This window comes from Hymenobacter rubidus, from assembly GCF_016734815.1.
GTDB lineage: Bacteria > Bacteroidota > Bacteroidia > Cytophagales > Hymenobacteraceae > Hymenobacter > Hymenobacter rubidus.
In genome coordinates this window covers 56,664-79,357 of record NZ_JAERQF010000022.1, presented here as the reverse complement: position 1 = coordinate 79,357, position 22,694 = coordinate 56,664, and the positions used below count along the sequence as shown (strand labels likewise).

At 60.9% G+C, this 22,694-nt stretch carries 10 protein-coding genes; 4 read left to right on the top strand and 6 right to left on the bottom strand.

The features are described 5' to 3' along the window. Positions 1 to 36: 36 nt before the first annotated feature. The 6 genes from JKL48_RS15080 to JKL48_RS15055 form a co-directional block, all read right to left on the bottom strand. On the bottom strand, positions 37 to 1,635 hold the full coding sequence (locus JKL48_RS15080; RefSeq protein WP_201983922.1) for a sodium:solute symporter: 1,599 nt from the start codon (positions 1,633 to 1,635) through the stop codon (positions 37 to 39). A gap of 133 nt (positions 1,636 to 1,768) precedes the next feature. Continuing rightward, complete coding sequence (locus JKL48_RS15075; RefSeq protein WP_201983920.1) at positions 1,769 to 5,329, bottom strand: malectin domain-containing carbohydrate-binding protein; 3,561 nt, start codon at positions 5,327 to 5,329, stop codon at positions 1,769 to 1,771. Positions 5,330 to 5,476: 147 nt separating this feature from the next. After that, the gene (locus JKL48_RS15070; protein WP_201983918.1) at positions 5,477 to 8,281 is read right to left on the bottom strand and encodes a glycoside hydrolase family 95 protein; all 2,805 of its coding nucleotides are present in this window, start codon (positions 8,279 to 8,281) and stop codon (positions 5,477 to 5,479) included. Between the two features lie 135 nt (positions 8,282 to 8,416). After that, the gene (locus JKL48_RS15065) at positions 8,417 to 9,970 is read right to left on the bottom strand and encodes a glycoside hydrolase family 28 protein (RefSeq protein WP_201983916.1); all 1,554 of its coding nucleotides are present in this window, start codon (positions 9,968 to 9,970) and stop codon (positions 8,417 to 8,419) included. 63 nt (positions 9,971 to 10,033) lie between these two features. Next, positions 10,034 to 11,698, bottom strand: coding sequence for an MGH1-like glycoside hydrolase domain-containing protein (locus JKL48_RS15060; RefSeq protein WP_201983912.1), 1,665 nt, complete (start codon positions 11,696 to 11,698; stop codon positions 10,034 to 10,036). Between the two features lie 159 nt (positions 11,699 to 11,857). Next, complete coding sequence (locus tag JKL48_RS15055) at positions 11,858 to 14,569, bottom strand: alpha-d-galacturonidase (protein WP_449555695.1); 2,712 nt, start codon at positions 14,567 to 14,569, stop codon at positions 11,858 to 11,860. A 631-nt stretch (positions 14,570 to 15,200) separates the two neighbouring features. Here JKL48_RS15055 and JKL48_RS15050 point away from each other — a divergent pair. The 4 genes from JKL48_RS15050 (at position 15,201) to JKL48_RS15035 (ending at position 22,602) form a co-directional block, all read left to right on the top strand. After that, on the top strand, positions 15,201 to 16,832 hold the full coding sequence (locus JKL48_RS15050) for a pectate lyase family protein (protein ID WP_236668820.1): 1,632 nt from the start codon (positions 15,201 to 15,203) through the stop codon (positions 16,830 to 16,832). Between the two features lie 176 nt (positions 16,833 to 17,008). Next, positions 17,009 to 20,146, top strand: coding sequence for a DUF6298 domain-containing protein (locus JKL48_RS15045; RefSeq protein WP_201983909.1), 3,138 nt, complete (start codon positions 17,009 to 17,011; stop codon positions 20,144 to 20,146). A gap of 212 nt (positions 20,147 to 20,358) precedes the next feature. Then, positions 20,359 to 21,684, top strand: a complete 1,326-nt coding sequence (locus tag JKL48_RS15040) for a sialate O-acetylesterase (RefSeq protein WP_201983908.1) — start codon at positions 20,359 to 20,361, stop codon at positions 21,682 to 21,684. 12 nt (positions 21,685 to 21,696) lie between these two features. After that, the gene (locus JKL48_RS15035; protein ID WP_201983903.1) at positions 21,697 to 22,602 is read left to right on the top strand and encodes a sugar phosphate isomerase/epimerase family protein; all 906 of its coding nucleotides are present in this window, start codon (positions 21,697 to 21,699) and stop codon (positions 22,600 to 22,602) included. Positions 22,603 to 22,694: the final 92 nt, after the last annotated feature.

Below are 22,694 nucleotides of genomic sequence, written 5' to 3'. Positions count from 1 at the left end.
GGCGGGTGAGCCGCTGGGGTTGTAAAAGGGGGCCGGCTAGTGGACGGACTGGGTTAATTCTTCTTCGGAGGCAACGGGCACGGCGCGGCGCTGGCGGAAGCGTGTGAGCAGCAGGCCCAGCAGGAATATGGTGAGCGTGCCCACTACAATGACCATGCTCTTGTGCAGCGGATTACGCAGCCCGGCCAGGGATTCGGGCAGGTTGGGCGAGAGCGTGAGCCAGATGATGACCAACACGCCGATGATGGTGGCGGTGAGGGCCTCGGCGTTGCGCGTCTGGCGGCTGATGATGCCGAGCAGGAACAGGCCCAGCATGCCCGCCGCGAAGATGCCCGAAAGCTCCCACCACACGTCGAGCACGCTTTTCACCCCAATCATGGCAATGCCCACGCCCATGCCCAGCAGGCCCACTACCACAGTACCGATGTGCAGCGTGCGCATGGTTTGCTTCACGTTGAGATTGTGCTTGAAGTAGCGCTGGTAGATGTCGACGGTGAAAACGGTGGCCGAGGAATTCATGCCTGAGCTGATGGTGCTCATGGCCGCCGACAGAATGGCCGACACGATGAGGCCAACGAAGCCGGGCGGTATTTTGGTCACCATGAAGTGCGGCATCACCTTGTCGCCGTAGTCGGCGGGTTGCAGCGCGGCGGCGACCTGGGCAATCTGGCTGACGGTGGCGTTGAGCGGCAGCTTTTCGGCGGCCACTTTTAGCTTCACGGCTTCAATCAGCTCGGGGTGCACCTGGTAGTAGGCAAACAGCGCCGAGCCAATGACGAAGAACAGCAGCGAGGCCGGCACGTAAATCAACACGCACAGCCAGATGGACTTGGCCGCCTGCTTGGCCGAGGTGGCGGTGTGGTAGCGCTGCACGTAGTTCTGGTCGACCCCGAAGTTGTTGAGGTTGATAAAAAAGCCGTAGAGCAGCACTACCCAGAAGGTGGACTGCGTAAAATCGGGCGCGAAACCGCCGAGGCTGAACTTGTGCTGCTCCTGGCCAATGGCCACGATGTGCGCGAAGCCGCCGGGCATGTTGGTCACAATCAGGTACAGAATGAGCAATGCCCCGAAGGTCTTGACTACGCCCTGCACCACTTCGGTCCAGATAACGGCCTCGATGCCGCCCAGCACCGTGTACACGATGATGCAGCTGCCCGTGACCAGCATAATCAGCTCCATCGAAAAGCCAGTGAGGGCCTGCAAGGTGAGGGCAATGCCAAAGAAGATGGACCCAATGCGGGCCAGCTGCGTGAGCAGGAAACAGGCCACCGCGTAAGTCCGCGCCCAGCTGCCAAAGCGGTGCTCCAGGTGCGTGTAGGCCGATATTTCGCCGGTGCTGCGGTAGAACGGCACGAAGTAGCGCGTGGCCACCCAGGCCGCCAGCGGCATAGAGATACTGAAAACGAAGGCGTTCCAGTTGGTACCAAAGGCTTTGCCCGGCACGCCCAGGAAGGTATTGCTACTCAAGAAAGTAGCGTAGATGGACATGCCAATGGCCCAGCCAGGAATCAGGCCGGAGGCGCTGGAATACTGCTCGGCGCTGTCGTTTTTTCGGGCAAACCAGGCGCCCACGGCAATCATGGCCGCCAGGTACACGGCAATGATGACCAGGTCAAGAACTCGCAAATTGCTCATGAGGCCATATTACCAAATTGCCGCGACATAAGGCCGCAAACCGGGCTAGTCGTACCAATAGCAAATTTACCGACAGGCGCAGCGGAGCCCGTATAGCTTGTTAGCTTCCTATTGTAACATCTTAGCGTGGCGGCTACTGCACGTCGAGGCCCGAAACGCTGAGGCCCGCGGCATCGGTGGCAGTGAGTTTCACCCGGTAGCTGCCCGCGTTTATCATGGAGCCGGTGGAAGTAGCCAGGTAGTTCCACTTGCCGGGCTTGGAGGGCACCAGCTCTACGTTTTCCGCTTTGAGGACGGTGCCATCGGCCAGGGACACGGTGAGTTTGGCTGTGAGCGTTTTAGGCAACGGGTTGGCGTAGCGAAAAGTAAGCGAATACGTATCGGCCACCCCTACTTGAATGGTCCACTCGAGGGCGCTCCCATTGGGCTCTTTAAAGGTGAGGCTTTCTTTGGCGTTGACCTGCTCTCTTACCAGGCCGGGACCACTCAGCCGGGCGGTGGCCGGCTTGTAGCGCATAATGGCCTTGAGGTCGTAGGCGGGCTCGATGGTGCTGGCCCGGTTGGCGGCCACCAGGTAGGGTAAGATGTTAGAACCCGCGCCATCTGGACCGAGGCTAACGGCCGCGCCGGCGGGGAAGCGACGGCGAAAGACGCGGAAAAAGTGCGCGCCGGCGGCATCGGCCGTTGTGAGGGTGGTTTTGGTGTCCTCGTATTCCATCAGCCAAGTGGGGCGCGTGGTTTGCCTGGCATCCAAGGCGATGTAAACATCAGCGGCAGTGCTGACGGTGAAACCGGCTCTCTTTCCAACGTGGGCCGGCCCGCGCAGCCACTCGGCCCCAAAAAGCACCGGTGGAAGGCTGCTGAAGCTCATCTGCGAACTGGCGTATGCCGGAACGCCGGTATCGAGCCAGGTTTGAGCCGACCATGGGCTGGCAGACGTGGCGTCATTGCCCCACAGGCTGCTGATGACGGGCAGCGACGCTGGCGCCGGCCGGGCACCGGCCTCAGTGCTGGCAATGGCAATGGCCGAAATCAGGGCCTGGCCCGAGGCAATCGAGGGAAAAGAGATAACCAACTGACCGCCTGTCACGCGGGCTTTCACAGTCTTTTTCAGGGCCACATCGTGGCCAACCTCTTTCCAGATATCGAGGTTTTTGAGTACGGTTTCGCCGTTGATGGCCACGTCGAAAACCCGCCAGCTGGTGCAGTCCATACTGCCCCCGGTGCCTAGCCAGGGCTCGGCAAAGTACAGCTCCACCAGATACTCGCCATCAGGCACAGGAAAAGTGTAGCGCAGCTTCTCGCGGCCGTAGCGGAAGCTTTGAAAAAGCGGCCAGTCGCGCGTTCCCGCAATGGGGTCGTGGGTGCGGCGCTGGCTGGCGAAGAAGGGCGAGAGGCCGGGAAAGTCCTGGGTCCAGGATTCTGAGCCCCAGGTTTTGGAGTCGGTGCGGGGCTGGTCGGCCTGCCAGGTGCTGCCGTGCTGGTCCTGATAGGCGGGGCCGCCGCAGTTCACGCGGTAGAGGTAGTTGAGTCCCGGCTGCGGCTGGGTGATAGGTTGGGCATCGGCCAGGAATTTGTCAAAGTTCGGCGCTTTCGGCAAGTGATGCAGCACGATATAATCCTTCGCTACCGCCCTGCCGGCCACGTAGCCCACGGCATAGAGCACGTTGTATTTAATATCGACGCCATCCCACTGAAAATGCGTCCCAATGCCGCCGGTGCGAGCTTTACGCCCCAGCGAAGCGGCGTTCACATCGTTGAACAGCTCGACTTCGTCGCAGTTGGAGTAGACCGTGATGCTGTCTTTGCGGCCCGGTGTCAGCCAGCGGTCGGGCCAGGTGTGGGAGGCGAGGTAGACCATGGGCTCCCGGTCCTTGGGCGCGTAGTTGGCCCGAAACATATAAAACGCGTCCGTGGGCTCTTCCCAGGGCGTGAGCAGGCCTTTGTAGTTCACAGGGCCGATGCGGTCGAGTTCGCGCTGGCCTTCGCCGCCCTGCACCCGGCCGGGGTTGTCGTGCGAGGTCAGGAGCCAGAAAAAGTGGCCGGCGGTCTGGTCTTTGGCCGTCTCGGCGAGGCGCACTTTCTGCTCCATAAGCTGGGCAAACCGGTCTTCGCTGAACGGGCCGCCGTTGAGCACGGGCGGGCCTTCGGTGTGCAGGTCGAGGGTGCGCCAGGCACCGTACTCGCCGATGAGAACCTGGCGTTGCACGTCGGCGGCGTAGGTGGCGGGGTCGCCGCCGTAGGTGCCGGTCCAGTTTTGGGGCACGTCCCAGTCGGTGCCCTGGCCGCCGTTGCAGGTCGTGATTTTGCGTTCGCGGGAGGCCGTGGGGTCGAGCTGGCGGATGAGGGCGCTGCATTCGCGGGCAAAATCGGCCGGCAGGGTGCTTTCGTTTTCGAGGCCCCAGAGTACCACCGAGGGGCTGTTGCGGCGCTCCTTCACCCAATCGATGAGCAGGGTTTTAAAGTTCTGACGGAAGGACGGCGTGTCGTACCACACGTGCGCGGCCAGCTGCGGCCACCACAGCAGCCCCAGCGAATCCCAGTTGGCCTGGTAGCGTAGGTTGTGCGGCTGGTGGGCGTCGCGGAAAGCGTTAAAGCCAGCAGCCTTCACCAGCTGCACGCGGGTCCGAATCTGGGTGTCGCTGAAGGCGTGGCTCTGGCCCAGCAGGTGCTCATACTCAGCAATGCCGTTGATGAAAACCGGCTTCCCATTCAGCAAAAACTGCTTTTGACTAGCAGCGGCCCGACCAATTGGCCAGCTTACCCAGCGAATGCCGTAGGGCGTTTCCAGCTCGTCAATCAACTTTCCTTTGGCCCTGATTCTGGTGACCAACCGATACAAATACGGGTCGGCCAATGACCACAGGTGTGGCTGCTTAAGTACCGGCAACTGCTGATGAAGCTGCATGGCAGCACCCGCCGCCAGCTTTTGCTTCGTGCGGCTTTCGGCGACGCTCCTCCCCTGCCGGTCCACCAATTGGCTGGTGATGGTCAGGGTTTGTGCGGCAGCGCCGTAGTTTTTCACCTCCGTGTCGACATTTAGCTTGGCGGCCTGGGCCGATACCGAGGAATCGGCCCAGATGTGAACGCCGAAAGGCTCTACCCGCACCGGATTGGTGACAACCAACGCCACCGGCCGAAAAATGCCCATCGGCTGCGAGCCTTCCGAGAAGCCTCGCTCTTCGGAACAGCCGCCGCACACCCAGGGCAAATCCTGGATGTTGGCGGGGTGGTCGGCGCGCACGGCCAGCACATTGGGTTGGCCGGCGGGTTTGAGGGCGTTGGTAACATCGAGCGTGAAGGTGGTACGCCCGCCGGCGTGGTAGCCCACCTTTTGGTCGTTCAGCCAGACGGTGGCGTAGGAGCCTACACCCTCAAAAAACAGGAAATAACGGGAGTGGCTTTTGGCGGCTGGCGTGGGAAATATTTTGCGGTACCAGGCGTAGCCGTGGCGGTTGCCGTGGCGCTGGCGGCGGTAGCCTTCGTAGGCATCCCAGTTGTGGGGCACGGCCACGGTTTGCCAGGTTTGGTCGTTGAAATCGGAGCGTTCGAAACTGGGGTACGCCTGTTGGTTGTGGTCGTCGGCGGCAGTGCGCCAATTGTTCAGTAGCGGGATGGTGGTGCGCGGCGTTTGGGCGTGGGCAGTGAGGGTGAGAAAAAGCAGGAACAGAATTCGTTCAACGTGGCGCCTCACCCCCCGGCCCCCTCTCCGAAAAGGAGAGGGGGAGACGGACGACTGCGGAAGAATAAGGCGCAATATGTTATTCATTTTTGATTGACTGTTTGACGTCTGGCACCCCCTCTCCTTTTCGGAGAGGGGGCCAGGGGGTGAGGCGCCATGTCAGCGCAACTCTCCATTCAGTTTATAAACGCCGCCCGCTTTCGTCGCAAAACGCGCCTCTTTCACACCATACTTCACCACACACTCCCGCCCGGTTTCCGACTTGATTTCCGCAGTTTGCAGCTTACCCTGCGCCCACTTCATGTCCACCACGAAGCCACCCCGGGCCCGCAAGCCCCGCACGCTGCCGGTGGCCCACGCAGTAGGCAGCGCAGGGAGCAAATCGAGCGCGCCCGCCTGGCTTTGGAGCAGCATTTCGGCCATGCCGGCCGCGCCGCCAAAATTGCCGTCAATCTGAAACGGCGGGTGGGCGTCGAACAAATTGTGATAGACGCCACCCTGCTCAGCCCCGGTTCCGTTTTCGGCAGGCGAGAGCAGCTTTTCGAGGATGCGCAGCGCGTGGTTACCGTCGCGGAAACGAGCCCAGAGGTTGACTTTCCAAGCCAAGCTCCAACCGGTGCCCTCGTCGCCGCGCAGCAGCAACGACCTGCGGGCCGCCCGCATGAAAGTCCCCGTGGTATCACCGCCAATATCAGTGCCCGGGAATACCCCCCAGAGGTGCGAAACGTGGCGGTGCGTGTCGGTGGGGTCGTCCTTGTCTTCGAGCCACTCCTGTAGCTGGCCGTTTTTACCGATTTGGTTGGGGGCCAGTTGGGCTGCTTTGGTTGCTAATTCCTGCTGCAATTCGGTATCCACACCCAGGGATTTGGCCGCAGCGCTGGTGGTTTTGAACAGCTCCCGAATAATCTGGTGGTCCATCGTGGGGCCGGCCACCAGTCCGCCGTGCTCGGGCGAGTTCGACGGCGTGCTGATAAGCCAGCCCGTGCGCGGGTCTTTCACCAAAAAGGCCGCGTAAAACCGGGCCGCTTCTTTCAGCACCGGGTACTGCTGGCGCAGGAATTCCCGGTCCTGCGTGAACTGGTAGTGCTCCCAAATGGGCTGGCACAGCCAGGCCGCGCCCGTCACCCAAATGCCGTGGTTGGCGGCGTTGATGGGTGCGGTGCCCGCCCAGATGTCGGTGTTGTGGTGCAACACCCAGCCGGGGGCGTTGTAGTTCGCTTTGGCGGTGGTTTGGCCGGTTTGGGCGAGCTGGTCGATGAAGCTGAACAGCGGCGTGGCGCAGGCCGATAAGTTCAGCACCTCAGCCGGCCAGTAGTTCATTTCCAGGTTGATGTTGGTGGTGAACTTGCTGCCCCAGGAGGGCGTCAGCGACTCATTCCAGATGCCCTGCAAATTGGCCGGTGGTCCACCTGCCCGCGACGACGAAATCAGCAGATACCGCCCGTATTGCAGGTACAGTGCCAGCAATGCCGGGTCGGCAGCGGGGCTGAACTGCTGGATGCGCTTGTCCGTGGGCAGTTGTTCGTTTGGGGTGTGGCCCAGGTCGATGGCAAACGTGTTGAACAGCTTTTGATAATCCTGAATGTGCTCGGTTTTGAGCGCGGCAAAGGGCTTGCCCTGGCTTTTACTGGCGGCCTGTTTTGCCAGTTGTTCGGGCGCCGCCGTGGCATCCTGGTAGCTTTTGAAATTGGTAGCGGCCGTCAGGCAAAGAGTGGCTTCGTCGGCATGCTCGACTTGAATCTGGTTGTTGGTCACGGTCACCTTGCCGCCTTGCGTCGTCACCCGCAGGTAGCTCACGCCGCGTAGCACGCCGTCGCGCACCTGCACCGCCAGGGCCAGGGTGTGGTCGTCTACGCGGTAGGTTTTGTGGCTGTCGTGCGGGCTTGTGAACCGAGCTTTGAATGAGATTTTACCCTTCGCCGAAGCCCCCAGCTGGCAAAAAATGCCGCTTGCCGGCGCACTGGCGAAATATTCGCGGGTGAAAGCCACGCCGCCCTGCCGGTAGGCAGTGCGGGCCAGCGCCCGGCGGATATCCAGCTCGCGTCGATACTCCGCCACCGGCCCGGTTTGCGGGAAATCCAGCAGCACATCGCCAAATGGCTGGTACGAAGCCTGGTAGCTGGGCGCCAGCGGCGGCTTCGCATCCTGCACCCAATACTGCCACTTTGGGTCGAGGGGTACGCCCGTTTCGGGGGCCGCGCCTTCGGGGTAGGCCACGAAAACCGGCTGCTTTTCCTTCACTCCAATCAGCCCACCTTTATCGAAGTAGTTGATAACCTGAATAGCCACCTCGTTGCGGCCCGGCCGGAGCGCGGCGGCCGGCACACGGTAGCGCCGCTTCTTGCTGATGCCTTCGTCGGTGCCAATCTGCTGGCCGTTCACAAACGTCACGTCCACGTCGCGGATGCGGCCCAGGCTCAGGGTGAGGTCTTTGCCGGCCCAGGCAGCTGGCAGCTCGAAGGTGGTTTTGAGCCAGACGGCGCCGTCCAGTCCCTCCAGGCCGGCGGCCTCCCAGCCATTGGGCGTGGGAATGGCCAGCGGCTTCCAGCCGGGGCTAGCCGAGGCCTGGCCCACGTTCACAGCCCGAACCTTCTGCAACCAGGCGGCCTTTTCGGCTTCGTAGGTTTCCTCGTGGTCCTTCAGGCCCATGAAATGCTGCTCGGCCAAGGCCTCGGCTTCGGCTTGTTTGCCTTCAGCCAGAAGCTGCCGGATTTGGGGCAGGTACTGCGCCGCCCCGGGCCGGGCGTAGGCCCGCGGCCGGCCGGTCCAGAGCGTGGCTTCGTTAAACTGAATGTGCTCCTGCCCCACCCCGCCGAACACCATGCCACCCAGCCGGCCGTTGCCGAGGGGCAGCGCATCGGTCCACTTCGCGGCCGGCTGCGCGTAGTGGAGGGTCAGCGGCTGCTGGGCGGCGGCTGGTACCGTAGCGAGGCAAAGCAGGAATAGAAGTCGCAGACAATTCATAAGGCAATCAAAAGAACGTCATGCGGAGCGGAGCCGAAGCATCTCTCCCGCACAACTAACCCAATGGAAGCAACGAAGCGGGAGAGATGCTTCGGCTCCGCTCCGCATGACCGTTTAGGCTTAGGCATAATGTGATTACGGCCCAACCACCCGCTCTTTCACATCGGCATCCTGGCTCACGGGCGTTTTCACGTATTTCAAATTGTTGTTTTGCAGGCCGATGCTGCGCGTATTGGCGCCTTTCAACATGAGGAAGGTCTCGGTACCGGCGGCGGGAAAGCAGTTGTACACGAAGGCATCGACGGTGTTATTCAATTCCAGCAGCGACGCCGCGGCTACCGGTCGGGCGCTGCGGATGCCATCGAGCCAGATTTGCTGCACGTTTTCGACGCGCACACTCGGGCCAATGGCCGTGTTCACCTCCACATTGTGAAAGGCGATGTTGCGCGCCTCTCTCACCGTGAAGCCCTGTTTTGCGTCGAAATTGCAATTGCTGAAGGTCACGTTTTCGATAGGCATTTCGCTCAGGCCGTTCAGCAGGCCGGCCTGGCTGCCCTCGGCCGTGATGTTGCTGAAATGGATGTTGCGGAAGCGCGGCGTGCGCTCCGACACCGGCTCGGGCGTGGACTTGGCATATTGCATATCAAGCACAATCATCTGCTCGCGGATGTTCTTCATCACGATGTTATCTACCCGAATGTCCTCGACCACGCCGCCGCGCCCGCGGGCCGTTTTAATGCGAATGCCGCGGTCGGTGCCATCGAACACGCAGTTCGAAATCACAATTTTCTTCACCCCGCCCGACATCTCCGAGCCGATGACCACGCCGCCGTGCCCGGCCAGCATGGTGCAGTTGGTGATGGTGTAGTTTTCGGCCGGCACGTTCATCTTCCGGCCGGCCTGGTCCTTGCCCGATTTGATGGTGATGCAATCGTCGCCCACGCTGATGTGGCAGTTCGAAATGTGCACGTAGCGGCACGATTCAGGGTTGATGCCGTCGGTATTGGGCGACTTCGGGTTGTTGATGGTAACGCCCGCAATGGTCACGTTCTCGCAGAATTCCGGGTTCACCGTCCAGAATGGCGAGTTGCGGATGGTAATGCCTTCGATGTGCACATTCTTGCAAAACATGGGCTGAATGAACGGCGGACGCAGAAATGCCCGGTCAATCACGCCGCCCGCTTCGTCGGGCTTGAGAATATTGGCGTTGAGCCGCTTGAACTCCTGCTGCCACTTCGAGTCCTGGCTTTTGCGCGACTGGCCTTCGGCGTAGTCCCACCATTTTTTGCCCTGCCCGTCGATGATGCCGCGACCTTTGATGGTGATGTTCTCAGCCTTGTAGGCGTAGAACAAGGGCGAAAAGCTGGTCACGTCGATGCCCTCATAGCGCGAAGGCACCATGGGCAGGTAGTCGTCGAAATTGTCGCTGAAATACAGGATGGCCCCCGCTCCTATCTCAATGGTGATATTGCTTTTGAGGTGAATGGGGCCGGTGCGGTAGCGGCCCGCGGGGAAGTACACCGTGCCGCCTCCAGCCTTGGCGGCCGCGTCGATGGCCTTGGCAATGGCGGCCGTGGCCAGCTTCGTGCTGTCGTTTTTCGCGCCGTATTTCAGGACGTTGTAATAATCCTGGGCATGGGCGGCCGAAACGTTTAGGAGCAGGAAAAAGGCGAATAGAAAGTACTTCATTCTTGGTACTATTTAGAACGTCATGCTGATAAGAACGTCATGCTGAGCGCAGCCGAAGCATCTCTACCGCTTCGTTGCATCGATTGATTTACTCTTGAGGTAGAGATGCTTCGACAAGCTCAGCATGACCGTTCTGTAGTTGACGTTCTTTTTTATTCCTGTATTATCCGGGCCTGTATTAGCCGGAAGCTTGGCCGTCACCCGCTTCAATTCACTGGCGCGGCCAATCTCCTTGCCATCGGCGAAGATGCGCAGGCCTTGGCCCCGGCCGTATTTCTGGCCGGTCTTGTCCCAAATCACGGAAATCATCCGGCCGTGGTAGCGCACCTGGTCGAGGGCAAACCAGTCCCACTTCCCGGTGGGCACCAGCGGAAAAACCTCGACCACGTTATCCGGGCGCGGCTTCAAGCCCACGAGGCCGGTTATCACCAAATCGGCGAAGCCGGAATGGTTGTAATAGCTGCTGCGGGGGTTGTCGCCTTTCAGCCATTCGCCGTTCTTTTCATCCTGATATTCGCCCAGGTAGGGCACGCCGTTTTTCTGGTGCGAGAGGGCGTATTTGCGCAGCTCGTCGTAGTAGACCTGGGCGCTCATGCCGTCGTGGTGCTTATACTGGGTGAGCAGGTTGGCGAGGCCTTTTAGGGTTTGGGTGGTGGCGTAGGGCCACACCGCGCCGTCCCACTCGCAGCCGTGGCCCGAGCCGTGGGTGCGGAAGCCGGGCGCGCGCCGCTCGGCCGTAGTCAGGCCCCAGGGCGCCTTGAATCCTTGCTCATCAGTCAGTTGCTCCCACTGCTTGGCATACTCGGCCTTGTCGGCGGGCAGGGAGAAATACCAGGGAATGTAGCCCAGTTCCTCCCGCGCCTCGCAGAGGCCGCCCTTGGCGTATTGCACTTTAAAAAAACTGGCCTTCGGGTCCCAAAGCGTCTTTTGCATATCGGTGCGGAGCTGCTTGGCTTTGGCGGTGTACTTGCGTTCGAGACTGTCGTTTTTGGTCAGCTTCGCCATCGCGGCCAGCGCCTTTGCGTTGCCGTACATGTAGCTGTTGATAGTGGGGCGCACGTTCTGCTCCTTGCGCCCGCCGCTGATGGATTCCTCCATCGCATCTTTCACGTCGTACTGCCAAAACAGGCCGCTGGGCAGCCGGCGCTCCTTTTCCCACTGCCGGTAGTCGGCGTTGAGCGCGGGCAGCAGCTCCCGCACAAAGCCCTGGTTGTTATTTACTTCGTACAGGCTGTACACCGCATCGGACAGCCAGCTGCTGAAGCTGTGCAGCTTGGCATTCACCTGCGGCTGCTTGGCCGTCAGCCAGAATTTGGTGTATTGGTCGATGTACTGCGGGTCGTGCAGCCACCGGCCCTCGTTGAGGTGGTGCCCCAGCGCGCTGCTGATGGTGTTGTAGGGCCCGGCGTGCTTCATCGGCGTGATGAATTCCGTGAACACATAGCCGTCTGGCGTCTGCTTCAGGTGCTTGCGGAAGGTCCACCAGCGGTAGTAGTACGTCTCCTGAATGGCCGAATCGGGACACTCAAACAGCGGCACCTGCTGGGCCAGCCAGTCGGCCGCCTGAGCGTTGGGCACAAGGTTGATAACGTCCTCCTTATCCAGCGCATTGAAGCGGGCCACGCTGGCGCGCAAGTGCTCGGTGGTGAGCACCGGCGTGGGTTGCTGGGCAGCGGCCGGAGCAGTGCCGAGCAGGCCGAGGGAAAGAAGCAGATGGGTAGGTTTCATAGCTTTTAACAGGTGCTAATGGGGCGCCTCACCCCCGGCCCGAGAGGGGGACTAGTCTTAGCTCTAGCTTATAGACTAGCTCTTATTTTTCGGGTGGCTCCCCTTCCTCCTTTCGAAGAGGGGGCCGGGGGGTGAGGCGCCCCGCCAGAACGCTCTGGATTACTCAAACAACCAATCGATTTCACGGCCCGGTGCCACCGTGCTGCCCAAGCCGGCATTGTAGGTCGGCACAGGTTGCGCGGCATCAACAAACCCCAGAATCAGACAAGCGCCGCGGGCCAGGTTCAGCGTGTGGGTGCCGGCTTTGAAGGAATAAGCATGAACATTCACGGGCGGCATTCCGGGGATGGTCAGGGCGTTGGTAATCTTGCTGTCGGCCTGGCCGTAGTCGTTGGCGCTGGCATCTATTTCTAGCGTAGGAATGGGCAGGAAGCGCGGGCTTTTCTGATTAAAAAATCCGACTATTACCTGCACCGGCTTTTTGGTAGAAAACCGAATTTCGGTGCCTTGCGCTATCTGCTGCGCCTTGCTGAATTGAATGCCCTGCAGCCCCGCCAGCTCTGGCGCGAAAGCCGTAATCTGCGCCGTAGTATCAGCAAAAGCCGGCTGGCCCAACGCGACCCACAAGGGCTTTGGCTTCTTGTTCAGCACGACTACCGGAGCATTTAGAAGGACCTCTTTTTTCTGCGTCGCTACACTGCTTTTCGTGTTTTTCAGCGAGTCGATGTTGTGCTGAAAATCGGCCAGCTCCTTGCGGTACACCGGCAGCATTTCCGCCCAGGTTTTGTAGGTGCCATCCACGCCGCGCATGGGGATTTTGCGCTGGGCGGTTTGCATGCTGTTGGCGTAGAGGTAGCTGTCCTTGGTGAGGTCGACCAGCTTCTGCCAGTGCGCCACGCTGCTTTGCAACAGGGGCACGGCGGCTACTAAGTCCTGCACGTTGTGCGAGTACTTGTATCGCAACACCTGCAGCGCCGCCCGCGCCTTTTCGGCGTAAAAATTGGCCAGTGCATCTTGGCAGTACATGTCGTTTTTGACGCGGGCAAACTCTGCCTGATTTTGCTTGATGGCCGGCGCCGCGCGCTCAATGGCCGCCACGGCTTTTTTGCCGTGTTCCACCACCTCGTTGGCTACCTGCGGCGGCGTTTCGCCAATATGCTTCTCCCCTTTCGCCTCCTTCTCGGCGTATTCGATAATCATCTCACCCTCCGGCGATTCCGATTCATAAAGCAGGGTAAACAGCCCGTAGCGCTTGGGGTCGATGAGCTGGTTCATCAGCATGCCAAGGGTGAGCGTCTGCCGGTTGCCGTCGGTGATGCCGTAGCGGCGCAGCAGCTTGGGCTCTATTTCGCCGGCTTCCTCGTAAGCCGTTAGAATCTGCTGGCCGGCCTGCTCGTCGCAGCCAAATTGCGCGGCCAGTTTCTGGCTCCAGTAGCTGACTTCGGCCGGGCGCGGACGGTTGGCGCGCCAGGCGTAGCGGGCCCATTCGGCATACCAAAGCCAGTCGCGGTCGACTTGCAGCTGGCGCCCGGCCACGTTGTCGGCGGTGTAGGGCCAGTCCCAGTACGACGACTCGGGGTACAAGTGCAAGCCATTGGCGCCGTAAGTGTTGTGCATGGCCAGCACCGATTTCTGGATAAAATCGGCCGAGCCGTAGCGGAACGGTTCCAGGTTAGCCAGAATATGTACGTTTTCGATGTGCACCGAATTCATGCCGCTCAGCTTGCGGTGCAGCTCGGCCCAGGAGCCGCGCGGGGTGTAAGTGGTGAGGGCCTCGCCGTTAAATTTGGCTTCGGTGTAGAGGTTTTTGTAGAGCGGCAGCGCGGCGGTTATCACACGGGGCGCGTCGGTGTCGTGGGCGCGCAGCACGATGGGCGGCAGCTCGGTGGTGCCAGTGGCCTTCAGGCCATCAAGCACGCCGGGAATGATGGTTTTCGTGAACCAGTCCACGTCGTCCTGGCCGGCGCCTTCCATGGCTTCGCCGAGCGCCACCATCAGGCCCACGTTGGGGTATTTCTCCACAAAGGCGGCGATGGATTTGCGCGTGTAATCGGCAATGAGCGGCACGATGGGCCGGGCCCGGTCCTGGGTTTTGATGTTGTGGTGCTCGGCGAACGGTTTGGATACGATGATGTTATAAAACATCTGAATCACCCAAATGCCGCGCTTGTCGGCTTCTTCGGTCAGGAAGCGGTACAGTTCCTCGTTCTTCTTGAAGGTAGCATCGTCGACCTCCACGGCGTAGGGATAATCCTTCAGCCGTACCAGCGAGGCGAAGGGGTGGCCGTTCCAGAGGTACAGTGAATTGTAGCGGTTGGCCGCCATCATGTCGAGGTACTTAATCCAGAGCGACTTATTGTAGAACCAGGGGAAGGTTTCGGGCGTGTACGGGTACTCGTACACGTTGCGGCCGGGCAGGTAGGTGGGTTTCTGCACGCCGATGCAGGTGCCGCGCAGCACCATTTCGGGCTGGTCGGTGAGGTGCAGGTTGTCGCTGAGCTTGCCGTGGCTTATGACCTGCTCGGCTAGTTCCAGGCAGCCGTAGAGGGCGCCGGAGTTATCGGCGCCGCTGATGAGGATGACGTCGCCTTTGGCCGAAGAAATGGCGAAGCCTTCCTTGCCGGGCGCTTTCTCGGCTCCAATGCGCAAGGCTGAAGCGGCTTGTTGCACCAGCGCATCTTTGGCCTGGCCCACCACAATCAGGCCTTGGGTTTTCGGAAGTTTATCGGCCTGCTGCACCTGTACTTGGTAGCCGGCAGCGCGGAGAGCAGTAGCCAGCCGGCTAGCACCGTATTGCAGGCGCGGGTGGGCCGTCTTGGGCAGGAGAATGGTGCGGGATTGCGCAGCAGTTGCGCTGCCACGCCGGGCTATCGGTTTCGCAGCATTCCGTGCTTGGCTTTCTGGAGCAACTTCCGTGGCAACAGCTACCTGAGTTATGCCCAACAGCAGGCCACTTAGCAGGAAGGCACGAACAACCAGATGATTCCAACAAGACCAGAGCCCTCGAAATCCGTTTACAGAGGAAGTAAAATCGACGAATGTCATCAGGTCAAAATTATTGACCATCGGCCCGGAGGATGTGTACCATTTTCGCCGGCTGTTATAGCATGTTGCCATTGCAAAAACCACCTTTTCACAATCAATAAAGTCAGTGCGTTCGGGGCTTTTGGCCCTTGCGTCATCGTCGAAGGTGAGGCATTACAAACCGTTCAACGGTTGCAGGCGCGATGGCCATTTTGCGGCACTGCAGCGGGCCCAATCAGTAGTTAAATACAGCTTTTGCTTTATTTATCAATTGCTAACCGGGCGGCGCATCATTCAGTGGGCGGCGTATTGTGATGGAGAAAGGGAAGACATGGTGAGCATTTACTTAGTGAAACCGGGCGGCAACTAAAGCAAAAAGGAAGCTATGCTAACATCCTACACAGGGTCGAGAAAATGGTATAGGTGCCCGCTTGCTTTGTCCTGTTATTTCGCTTTGGTAAAACCACCCACCCCGCTCATGAAAAGAAACGTTGCCACGCTTGGCGTTTTCGCCCTCGCTTTGTCGGCCCAATTCCGCGCCCAGGCCCAGTACCCAAAGATTCCGCAGGACGTGCAGAAGGCCAGCGACGCGATGATGGATGCTGCCCGCCGCCAGTCCGACATCGCCTGGAACAAGGCCTACCCCATCATTCAGAAGGAGCAGCGCGAAGGCAAACCCTACATTCCGTGGGCGGCCCGGCCGATTGATTTGCCGCAGGCCAGCATCCCGGCGTTTCCGGGGGCCGAAGGCGGCGGAGCCTACACGTTTGGCGGGCGCGGCGGCCGGGTGATTGTGGTAACGAACCTGGCCGACAGCGGCCCCGGCACGCTGCGCGAGGCCTGCGAGCAGGGCGGTGCGCGCATCGTGGTGTTCAACGTGGCCGGTATTATTCGATTGAAAACGCCGCTCATTGTGCGGGCACCTTATATCAGCATCGAGGGTCAGAGCGCGCCCGGCGACGGCATTTGCGTGGCGGGCGAATCGGTGTGGCTGAACACACACGACGTGCTGATTCGCTTTATGCGCTTCCGCCGCGGCGAAACCAACGTGGGCCGGCGCGATGATTCCATCGGCGGCAACCCCATTGGCAACATCATGATTGACCACGTGTCGGCCTCGTGGGGCCTGGACGAGAACATGTCGATGTACCGCCACATGTACAACGACAGCACCGGCATTCCGGAGCAGAAGCTGGGCACGGTGAACATCACCATTCAGAACTCCATTTTCTCGGAGGCGCTCGATACCTGGAACCACGCTTTTGGCAGCACGCTGGGCGGCGAGAACTGCACGTTCATGCGCAACCTGTGGGCCGACAATGCGGGCCGCAACCCGTCCATTGGCTGGAACGGCGTGTTTAACTTCGCTAATAACGTGATGTTTAACTGGGTGCACCGCTCCACCGATGGCGGCGACTACCGCGCCCTCTACAACATCATCAATAACTACTACAAGCCCGGCCCCTCCACGCCGAAGGACACCAACATCGGCCACCGCATCCTGAAGCCCGAATCGGGCCGCAGCAAGCTGAAATACCAGGTGTACGGCCGCGCCTACGTGGCCGGCAACATCGTGGAAGGTTTCCCGGAGGTGACCAAAGACAACTGGAACGGCGGCGTGCAGGTGGAAGAACTGCCCAACGCCGGCAAGTACCAGGCCGACATGAAGGTGGACAAGCCGCTGCCCATGCCGGAAATCACCATTATTCCGGCCGAAAAAGCCTACGGCTACGTGCTCGACAACGCCGGCGCCACCCTGCCCAAGCGCGACCCCGTGGACACGCGCGTAATTCAGCAGGTACGCACCGGCAAAATCGACTTTATCAAAGACGTGAAACTGCCCACCACGCAGTTTGAGCACCGCCGGCTGCCCATTGATTCCTACAAGCAGGGCATCATCACCGACCCCATTCAGGTGGGCGGTTACCCCACCTACGCCGGCAAGCCCTACGCTGACGCCGACAAGGACGGCATGCCCGACGACTACGAAAAGAAGAACGGCCTCGACCCCAAGAATGCCGCTGACGCGGCTACCGTGACTAAAAACGGCTATTCCAACATCGAGAACTACCTCAATGGCTTGGTGGCGCTCAGCACGGTGAAGCCGTAATCCAGCCCTGGCCTTTTTTTAGAACGTCATGCTGAGCGCAGTCGAAGCATCTCTACTGCAGCAGTAATCCAATCGCTGCAACGAAGCGGTAGAAATGCTTCGACTGCGCTCAGCATGACGTTCTGGATTACTCGGTTTCCCTGTAGGCAGCTCTGAAAACGACCTTATTCCCGCTCGTGTTCCACCCCACCCACCTTCTTTTTCTCGCGTTATTCGCCGGCTTGGCCGGCCCGGCCGCCGCGCAGAAAGCACCGAAACCAGCGCCACCGCCCGGCCCCATCGAATACAAGGACGGAAAGCTGAGCTATGCGCCGGACTCGCTGGGCAATCGGGTGCCTGACTTTTCCTACGCCGGCTACCGGGCGGGCGAGGCAGCTATTCCCACTGCCACCATTAAAGTCACGGTGCCGGTGAAGGCCGGCGATGCCACGGCGCGCATTCAATCGGCGCTGGACTATGTGGCCGCTTTGCCGGTGGGCAAGGACGGACTGCGCGGCGCGGTGCTGCTGGAAAAAGGCACGTATGAAGTAGCCGGGCGGCTATTTATTCGCGCTTCGGGCGTGGTGCTGCGCGGCAGCGGCATGGGCGACGGCGGCACCAGCGTTATCGGCACGGGCGTAACGCGCGACCATTTGATTACGGTGGGCGGACGCAACGACCGCCGGTTTGAAACCGCAGTTGCCATCGCCGACAAGTACGTGCCGGTGAATGCCCGTACGCTAAAAGTGGCTAACGCCAGCACCTTCAAAGTGGGCGACCGGGTGCAAGTGCGGCGGCCCAGCACGGCCGCCTGGGTGCACAGGCTTGGGATGGAAACTTTCGGCGGCGGCCTCTCGGCGCTGGGCTGGAAGCCCGGCCAACGCGACCTTGCCTGGGACCGCCAGGTGGTGGCCGTGGATGCCAACGGCATCACGCTGGACGCGCCGCTCACCACGGCCCTCGACCAAACCTACGGCGGCGGCACCGTGGCGCGCTACACCTGGCCGGGCCTGATTTCACAGGTCGGCGTGGAGAACCTGCGACTCGAATCCACCTTTGACGCCGCCAATCCCAAAGACGAAAACCACCGCTGGGTGGCCATTGATATGGAGAATGCCCAAGATGCCTGGGTGCGGCAAGTGGCGTTCCGGCACTTCGCCGGCTCGGCCGTGCTGGCCCAGTCTACTACCCGCCGTTTGACGGTGGAGGACTGCATTTCGACCGAACCGGTGTCGGAAATTGGCAACGAGCGGCGCAACACCTTTTATACCCTGGGCTCGCAGACGCTGTTTCAGCGGCTGTATGCCGAGAATGGCTATCATGACTTTGCGCTGGGCTTCTGCGCGCCCGGCCCCAATGCCTTCGTGCAGTGCGAGGCTGAACAGGCCCTGAGTTTCAGCGGTGGCGTGGACAGTTGGGCTTCCGGAGTGCTATTCGACATCATCAAGGAATACGGCCAGGCCCTGCGCTTCGGCAACCGCGAGCAGGACGGGCAGGGTGCCGGCTGGGCCGTGGCCAACAGCGTGTTCTGGCAATGCACCGCTGCCCGGGTGGACTGCTATCAGCCCCCCACAGCTCAGAACTGGGCCTTTGGCACCTGGGCGCAGTTCGCCGGCAATGGCTACTGGGACCAATCCAACGAAAACATCAACCCGCGCAGCCTCTACTACGCGCAGCTGCAGGAGCGGCTGGGCGATGCGGCCAAGGCTCGTGCCATCCTGCTGCCCGTGCCCACTGAGGCATCGAGCAGCCCCAAGGTGGCCGTGGCGCAGGAGCTGACCAGGCTCTCGGTGAACCCCGCTACTACCGTGCTGGAGCTGGTGAAAGCCGCGCCCACGCGCCAGCCCATTGCCATTCAGAATTCGGCTCCCAGTATCGACAAACTGAAGGTAAAAACTGCCCCGGCGCCTACCTATGCAGCCCCACTGCATGTGGCGCAGGGTGTGCTGGTGCGCGGCAACGCCTTAGTGCTTGGCCGCCGCCAAGAGGTGCCGTGGTGGAACGGCAGTGCCCGCCCCTACGGCCTGCTCAACCCCAAGCCGCACGTTACGCGCTTCGTGCCAGGCCAGATTGGCCGCGGGCTGACCGATGATTTGCAGGAAATGACCGACTCGATGCGGGCGCAAAACGTGGTGGCCCTGCACCACAACTACGGCCTATGGTACGAGCGCCGGCGCGACGACCACGAGCGCATCCGCCGGATGGACGGCGAGGTGTGGGCGCCGTTCTACGAGTTGCCCTTTGCCCGCAGCGGTAAGGACCTGGCCTGGGACGGCCTCAGCCGCTACGACCTCACCAAGTACAATGCCTGGTACTGGAGCCGCCTGAATCAGTTCGCCGATTTGGCTGACCAGAAGGGCCTCGTGCTGCTCAACCAGCACTACTTCCAGCACAACATCATCGAGGCCGGCGCGCACTACGCCGACTTCCCCTGGCGGCCGGTGAACAACGTGAACAGCACCGGCTTCCCGGAGCCTGCGCCCTACGCCGGCGACAAGCGCATCTTCATGGCCGAGCAGTTTTACGACGTAACCAACCCCGTGCGCCGGCCGCTGCACCGTGCCTACATCCGCCAGTGCCTCGATAATTTCAAGGGCAAAACCGGCGTCATTCACCTCATCGGGGCCGAGTTTACCGGTCCGCTGGCCTTCGTGCAGTTCTGGCTCGATACCATCAAGGAGTGGGAAGCCGAAAGCGGCCAGCACCCCACCATCGCCCTGAGCACCACCAAAGACGTGCAGGACGCCATTCTGGCCGATGCGGCGCGGGCCAAGGTGGTCGACGTCATCGACATCAATTACTGGCACTACCAGTTCAACGGCCAGGCCTACGCGCCGGCCGGCGGCCAGAACCTGGCCCCGCGCCAGCACGCCCGCCTCACGCCGCCCAAGCGCAGCTCGTTCGAGCAGGTGTACCGGGCCGTGCGCGAGTACCGCCAGCAGTTTCCCGATAAAGCCGTGCTGTATTCGGCTGATGGCTACGACGCCTTCGGCTGGGCCGTGCTGCTGGCCGGCGGCTCGATGGCCAGCCTGCCCCGCGTGGCCGATGCCGGGTTTGCAACGGCCGTAGCCGGGATGAAGCCCCTGGAGCTACCCGGCCAGCCCGCCGACCAGTGGGCGATGGGCGACGGCAAAACCGGCCTGTTGCTGTACCGGGAGAGCCAGTCGCCGGTGCAGGTCGATTTGTCGGGGATGAGCGGCACGTTTGCCGTGCGCCACATCAACCCCAAAACCGGCGCGCTGAGCAACACGAACGAGACGGTGAAAGGCGGCAAACAAGTGACGTTGAATGGTGCAGGTGGTGGAGCAGAAGTCATTTGGTTAGCGCGGAAATGAGGACGACATCAAAACAGTGTAGAGACGCGACCCTTCGCGTCTCGGCGTTGAACGACAGTATTCGGACAATGACGCCGGGAACAACTGGGCGAAACGGTTCGAGTCGTTCAACGCCGAGACGCGAAGGGTCGCGTTTATACATCGTTCTGGCGCTTTTCCTCACCTTCCCCGCTCACGCCGCCATCACCCTTCCCCGCATTCTCGGGCACAACATGGTGCTGCAACGCGAGAAGCCCGTGCCCATCTGGGGCATGGCCGCGCCGGGCGAAACCGTGACGGTGCAGTTTGCCGGCCAGCACCCTAGCACCAAGGCAGATGCTGCTGGTAAGTGGCAGGTGCTACTGAAGCCGCTCCAAGCCTCGGCCGTGCCGGCTGAGCTGCTGATTTCGGGCACCAATACCATCCGGCTGCACAATGTTTTGGTGGGCGAAGTCTGGGTGTGTTCCGGCCAGTCGAACATGGAATACACCATGCGCAAAAACAGCAAGGTGACGCGCCCCGACGTGCCCGGCCCTAATCCGGTGGACGAGCTAAACGTGGCCCACAACCCCGCTATCCGCATTTTCCTGGTCAACCGCAAGACGTTGCCCAAGCCCGATTCGCTGCACCGCGACTGGGCTGTGGCCGAAGATTCGGCACTGCGCTCGTTCTCCGCCGCCGCTTATTTCTTCGCCAAAGAGCTGAATAAGCGCCTAAACGTGCCGGTCGGCATGGTGGCCACCTCGGTGCCCGGCAGCCGCATCGAGCCCTGGATTTCAACGGAAGCTTTTGCTAAAGACCCTGCCTTCACAGGGCAGAAAGTAGACGGTGAGCCGGGCAAATTCTGGGAGCCCATGGTGCGGCCACTGGTGCCGCTGGCGATGCGCGGCTTCCTGTGGTACCAGGGCGAAAGCAACTGTTTTCTGGCCGAAACCAGCACCTACACCCAGAAAATGCGCACACTCATCAGCAGCTGGCGCACATCCTGGGGCGACCAGAGCCTGCCGTTCTATTACGTGTCGCTGGCCCCGTTCAAATATTCCGACACCCACGACAAAGTGGTGCTGACGCGTGAAACCCTGCCCCTGTTCCGCGAGGCGCAGGCGGCGGTGCTGCAAGTGCCGCACACGGCCATGATTGAAACCACCGACCTGGCCAACACCGAGGGCGGCATTCACCCCGGTTTCAAATGGGAAATCGGGCGGCGGCTGGCGCTGCTGGCGCTGGCAAACACTTACAAAGTACCCGGCGTGGTGGCCGAAGGGCCGGTGTTCCGCAGCCTGAAAGTGAAGGGTGACGTGGCCACCGTTTCATTCGCTTCGGCTGCGCCGCTGGTAAGCAAAGACGGCAAGCCGCTGACGGATTTCACCATTGCCGGGCCCGATGGCGTGTTTGTGCCCGCGCAGGCCCGCCTCCAGGGTTCGCAGGTGCTGGTTTCGGCGCCCGGCGTGCAGCGGCCCACGGCCGTGCGCTTCGGCTGGGACGAAGTGGCCCAGCCCAACCTGTTCTCCGAAGCCGGACTGCCAGCCCGCCCTTTTCGCACCGACAAGCCTCGCTAAATCAGTTTTGAGATGAAAACCGATACCCTTTCCCGCCGTGATTTCCTGAAAGCTGGTTCGCTGCTGTCGGGTGGCCTGCTCCTGCCCCGCTGGGCCAGTGCCCTGGCGCCCACGAAAAAGAAACTGACCTACAAAGTCGCGGTGGTCGATTTGATGATTCTGAAGCGCCAGAAGCTGGGGGCTTTGCAGCTCACCAAGGACATTGGCGCCGACGGCGTGGAAGTGGACATGGGCGGCCTGGGTCAGCGCGAAACCTTCGACAACCAGCTCGCCAATCCCGAAATCCGGCAGCAGTTTATCGACAAGGCCAAGGAGCTAAACCTGCAAATCTGCTCGCTGGCCATGACGGGCTTCTACGCCCAGTCCTTCGCCACACGCCCTACCTACCAGCGCATGGTGCAGGACTGCATCGACACGATGAAGGCGCTGAACGTGAAGATTGCCTTTCTGCCGCTGGGCACGCAAGGCGACCTGCACAAAAACCCGGAGCTACGCCCCGCCATCGTGGAGCGGCTGAAAGTGGTGGGCGAAATGGCAAAGAAGGCCGATGTCATCATCGGCATCGAAACGGCGCTGGATGCCGCCGGCGAGGTCGCGCTGCTGCACGACATCAATTCAAAGCACATCCAGATTTACTTCAACTTCTCGAACCCGCTAAAAGAAGGCCGCGACCTGCACCAGGAATTGAAGATTCTGGGCGGCAAACGCATCTGCCAGATTCACGCCACCGACGAGGACGGCGTGTGGCTGCAAAACAACACCCGCCTCGATATGCGCAAAGTGAAGCAAACGCTAGCCGACATCAACTGGCAAGGCTGGCTGGTGATTGAACGCTCCCGCGACGCCAGCGACGCCCGCAATGTGAAGAAGAATTTCGGGGCGAATGCAGCGTATTTGAAGTCGATTTTTCAGGGGTAAACGTCATGCTGAGCGCAGCCGAAGCATCTCTACCGCAGAAGTAATCTAATCGACTCAACAAAGCGGTAGAGATGCTTCGGCTGCGCTCAGCA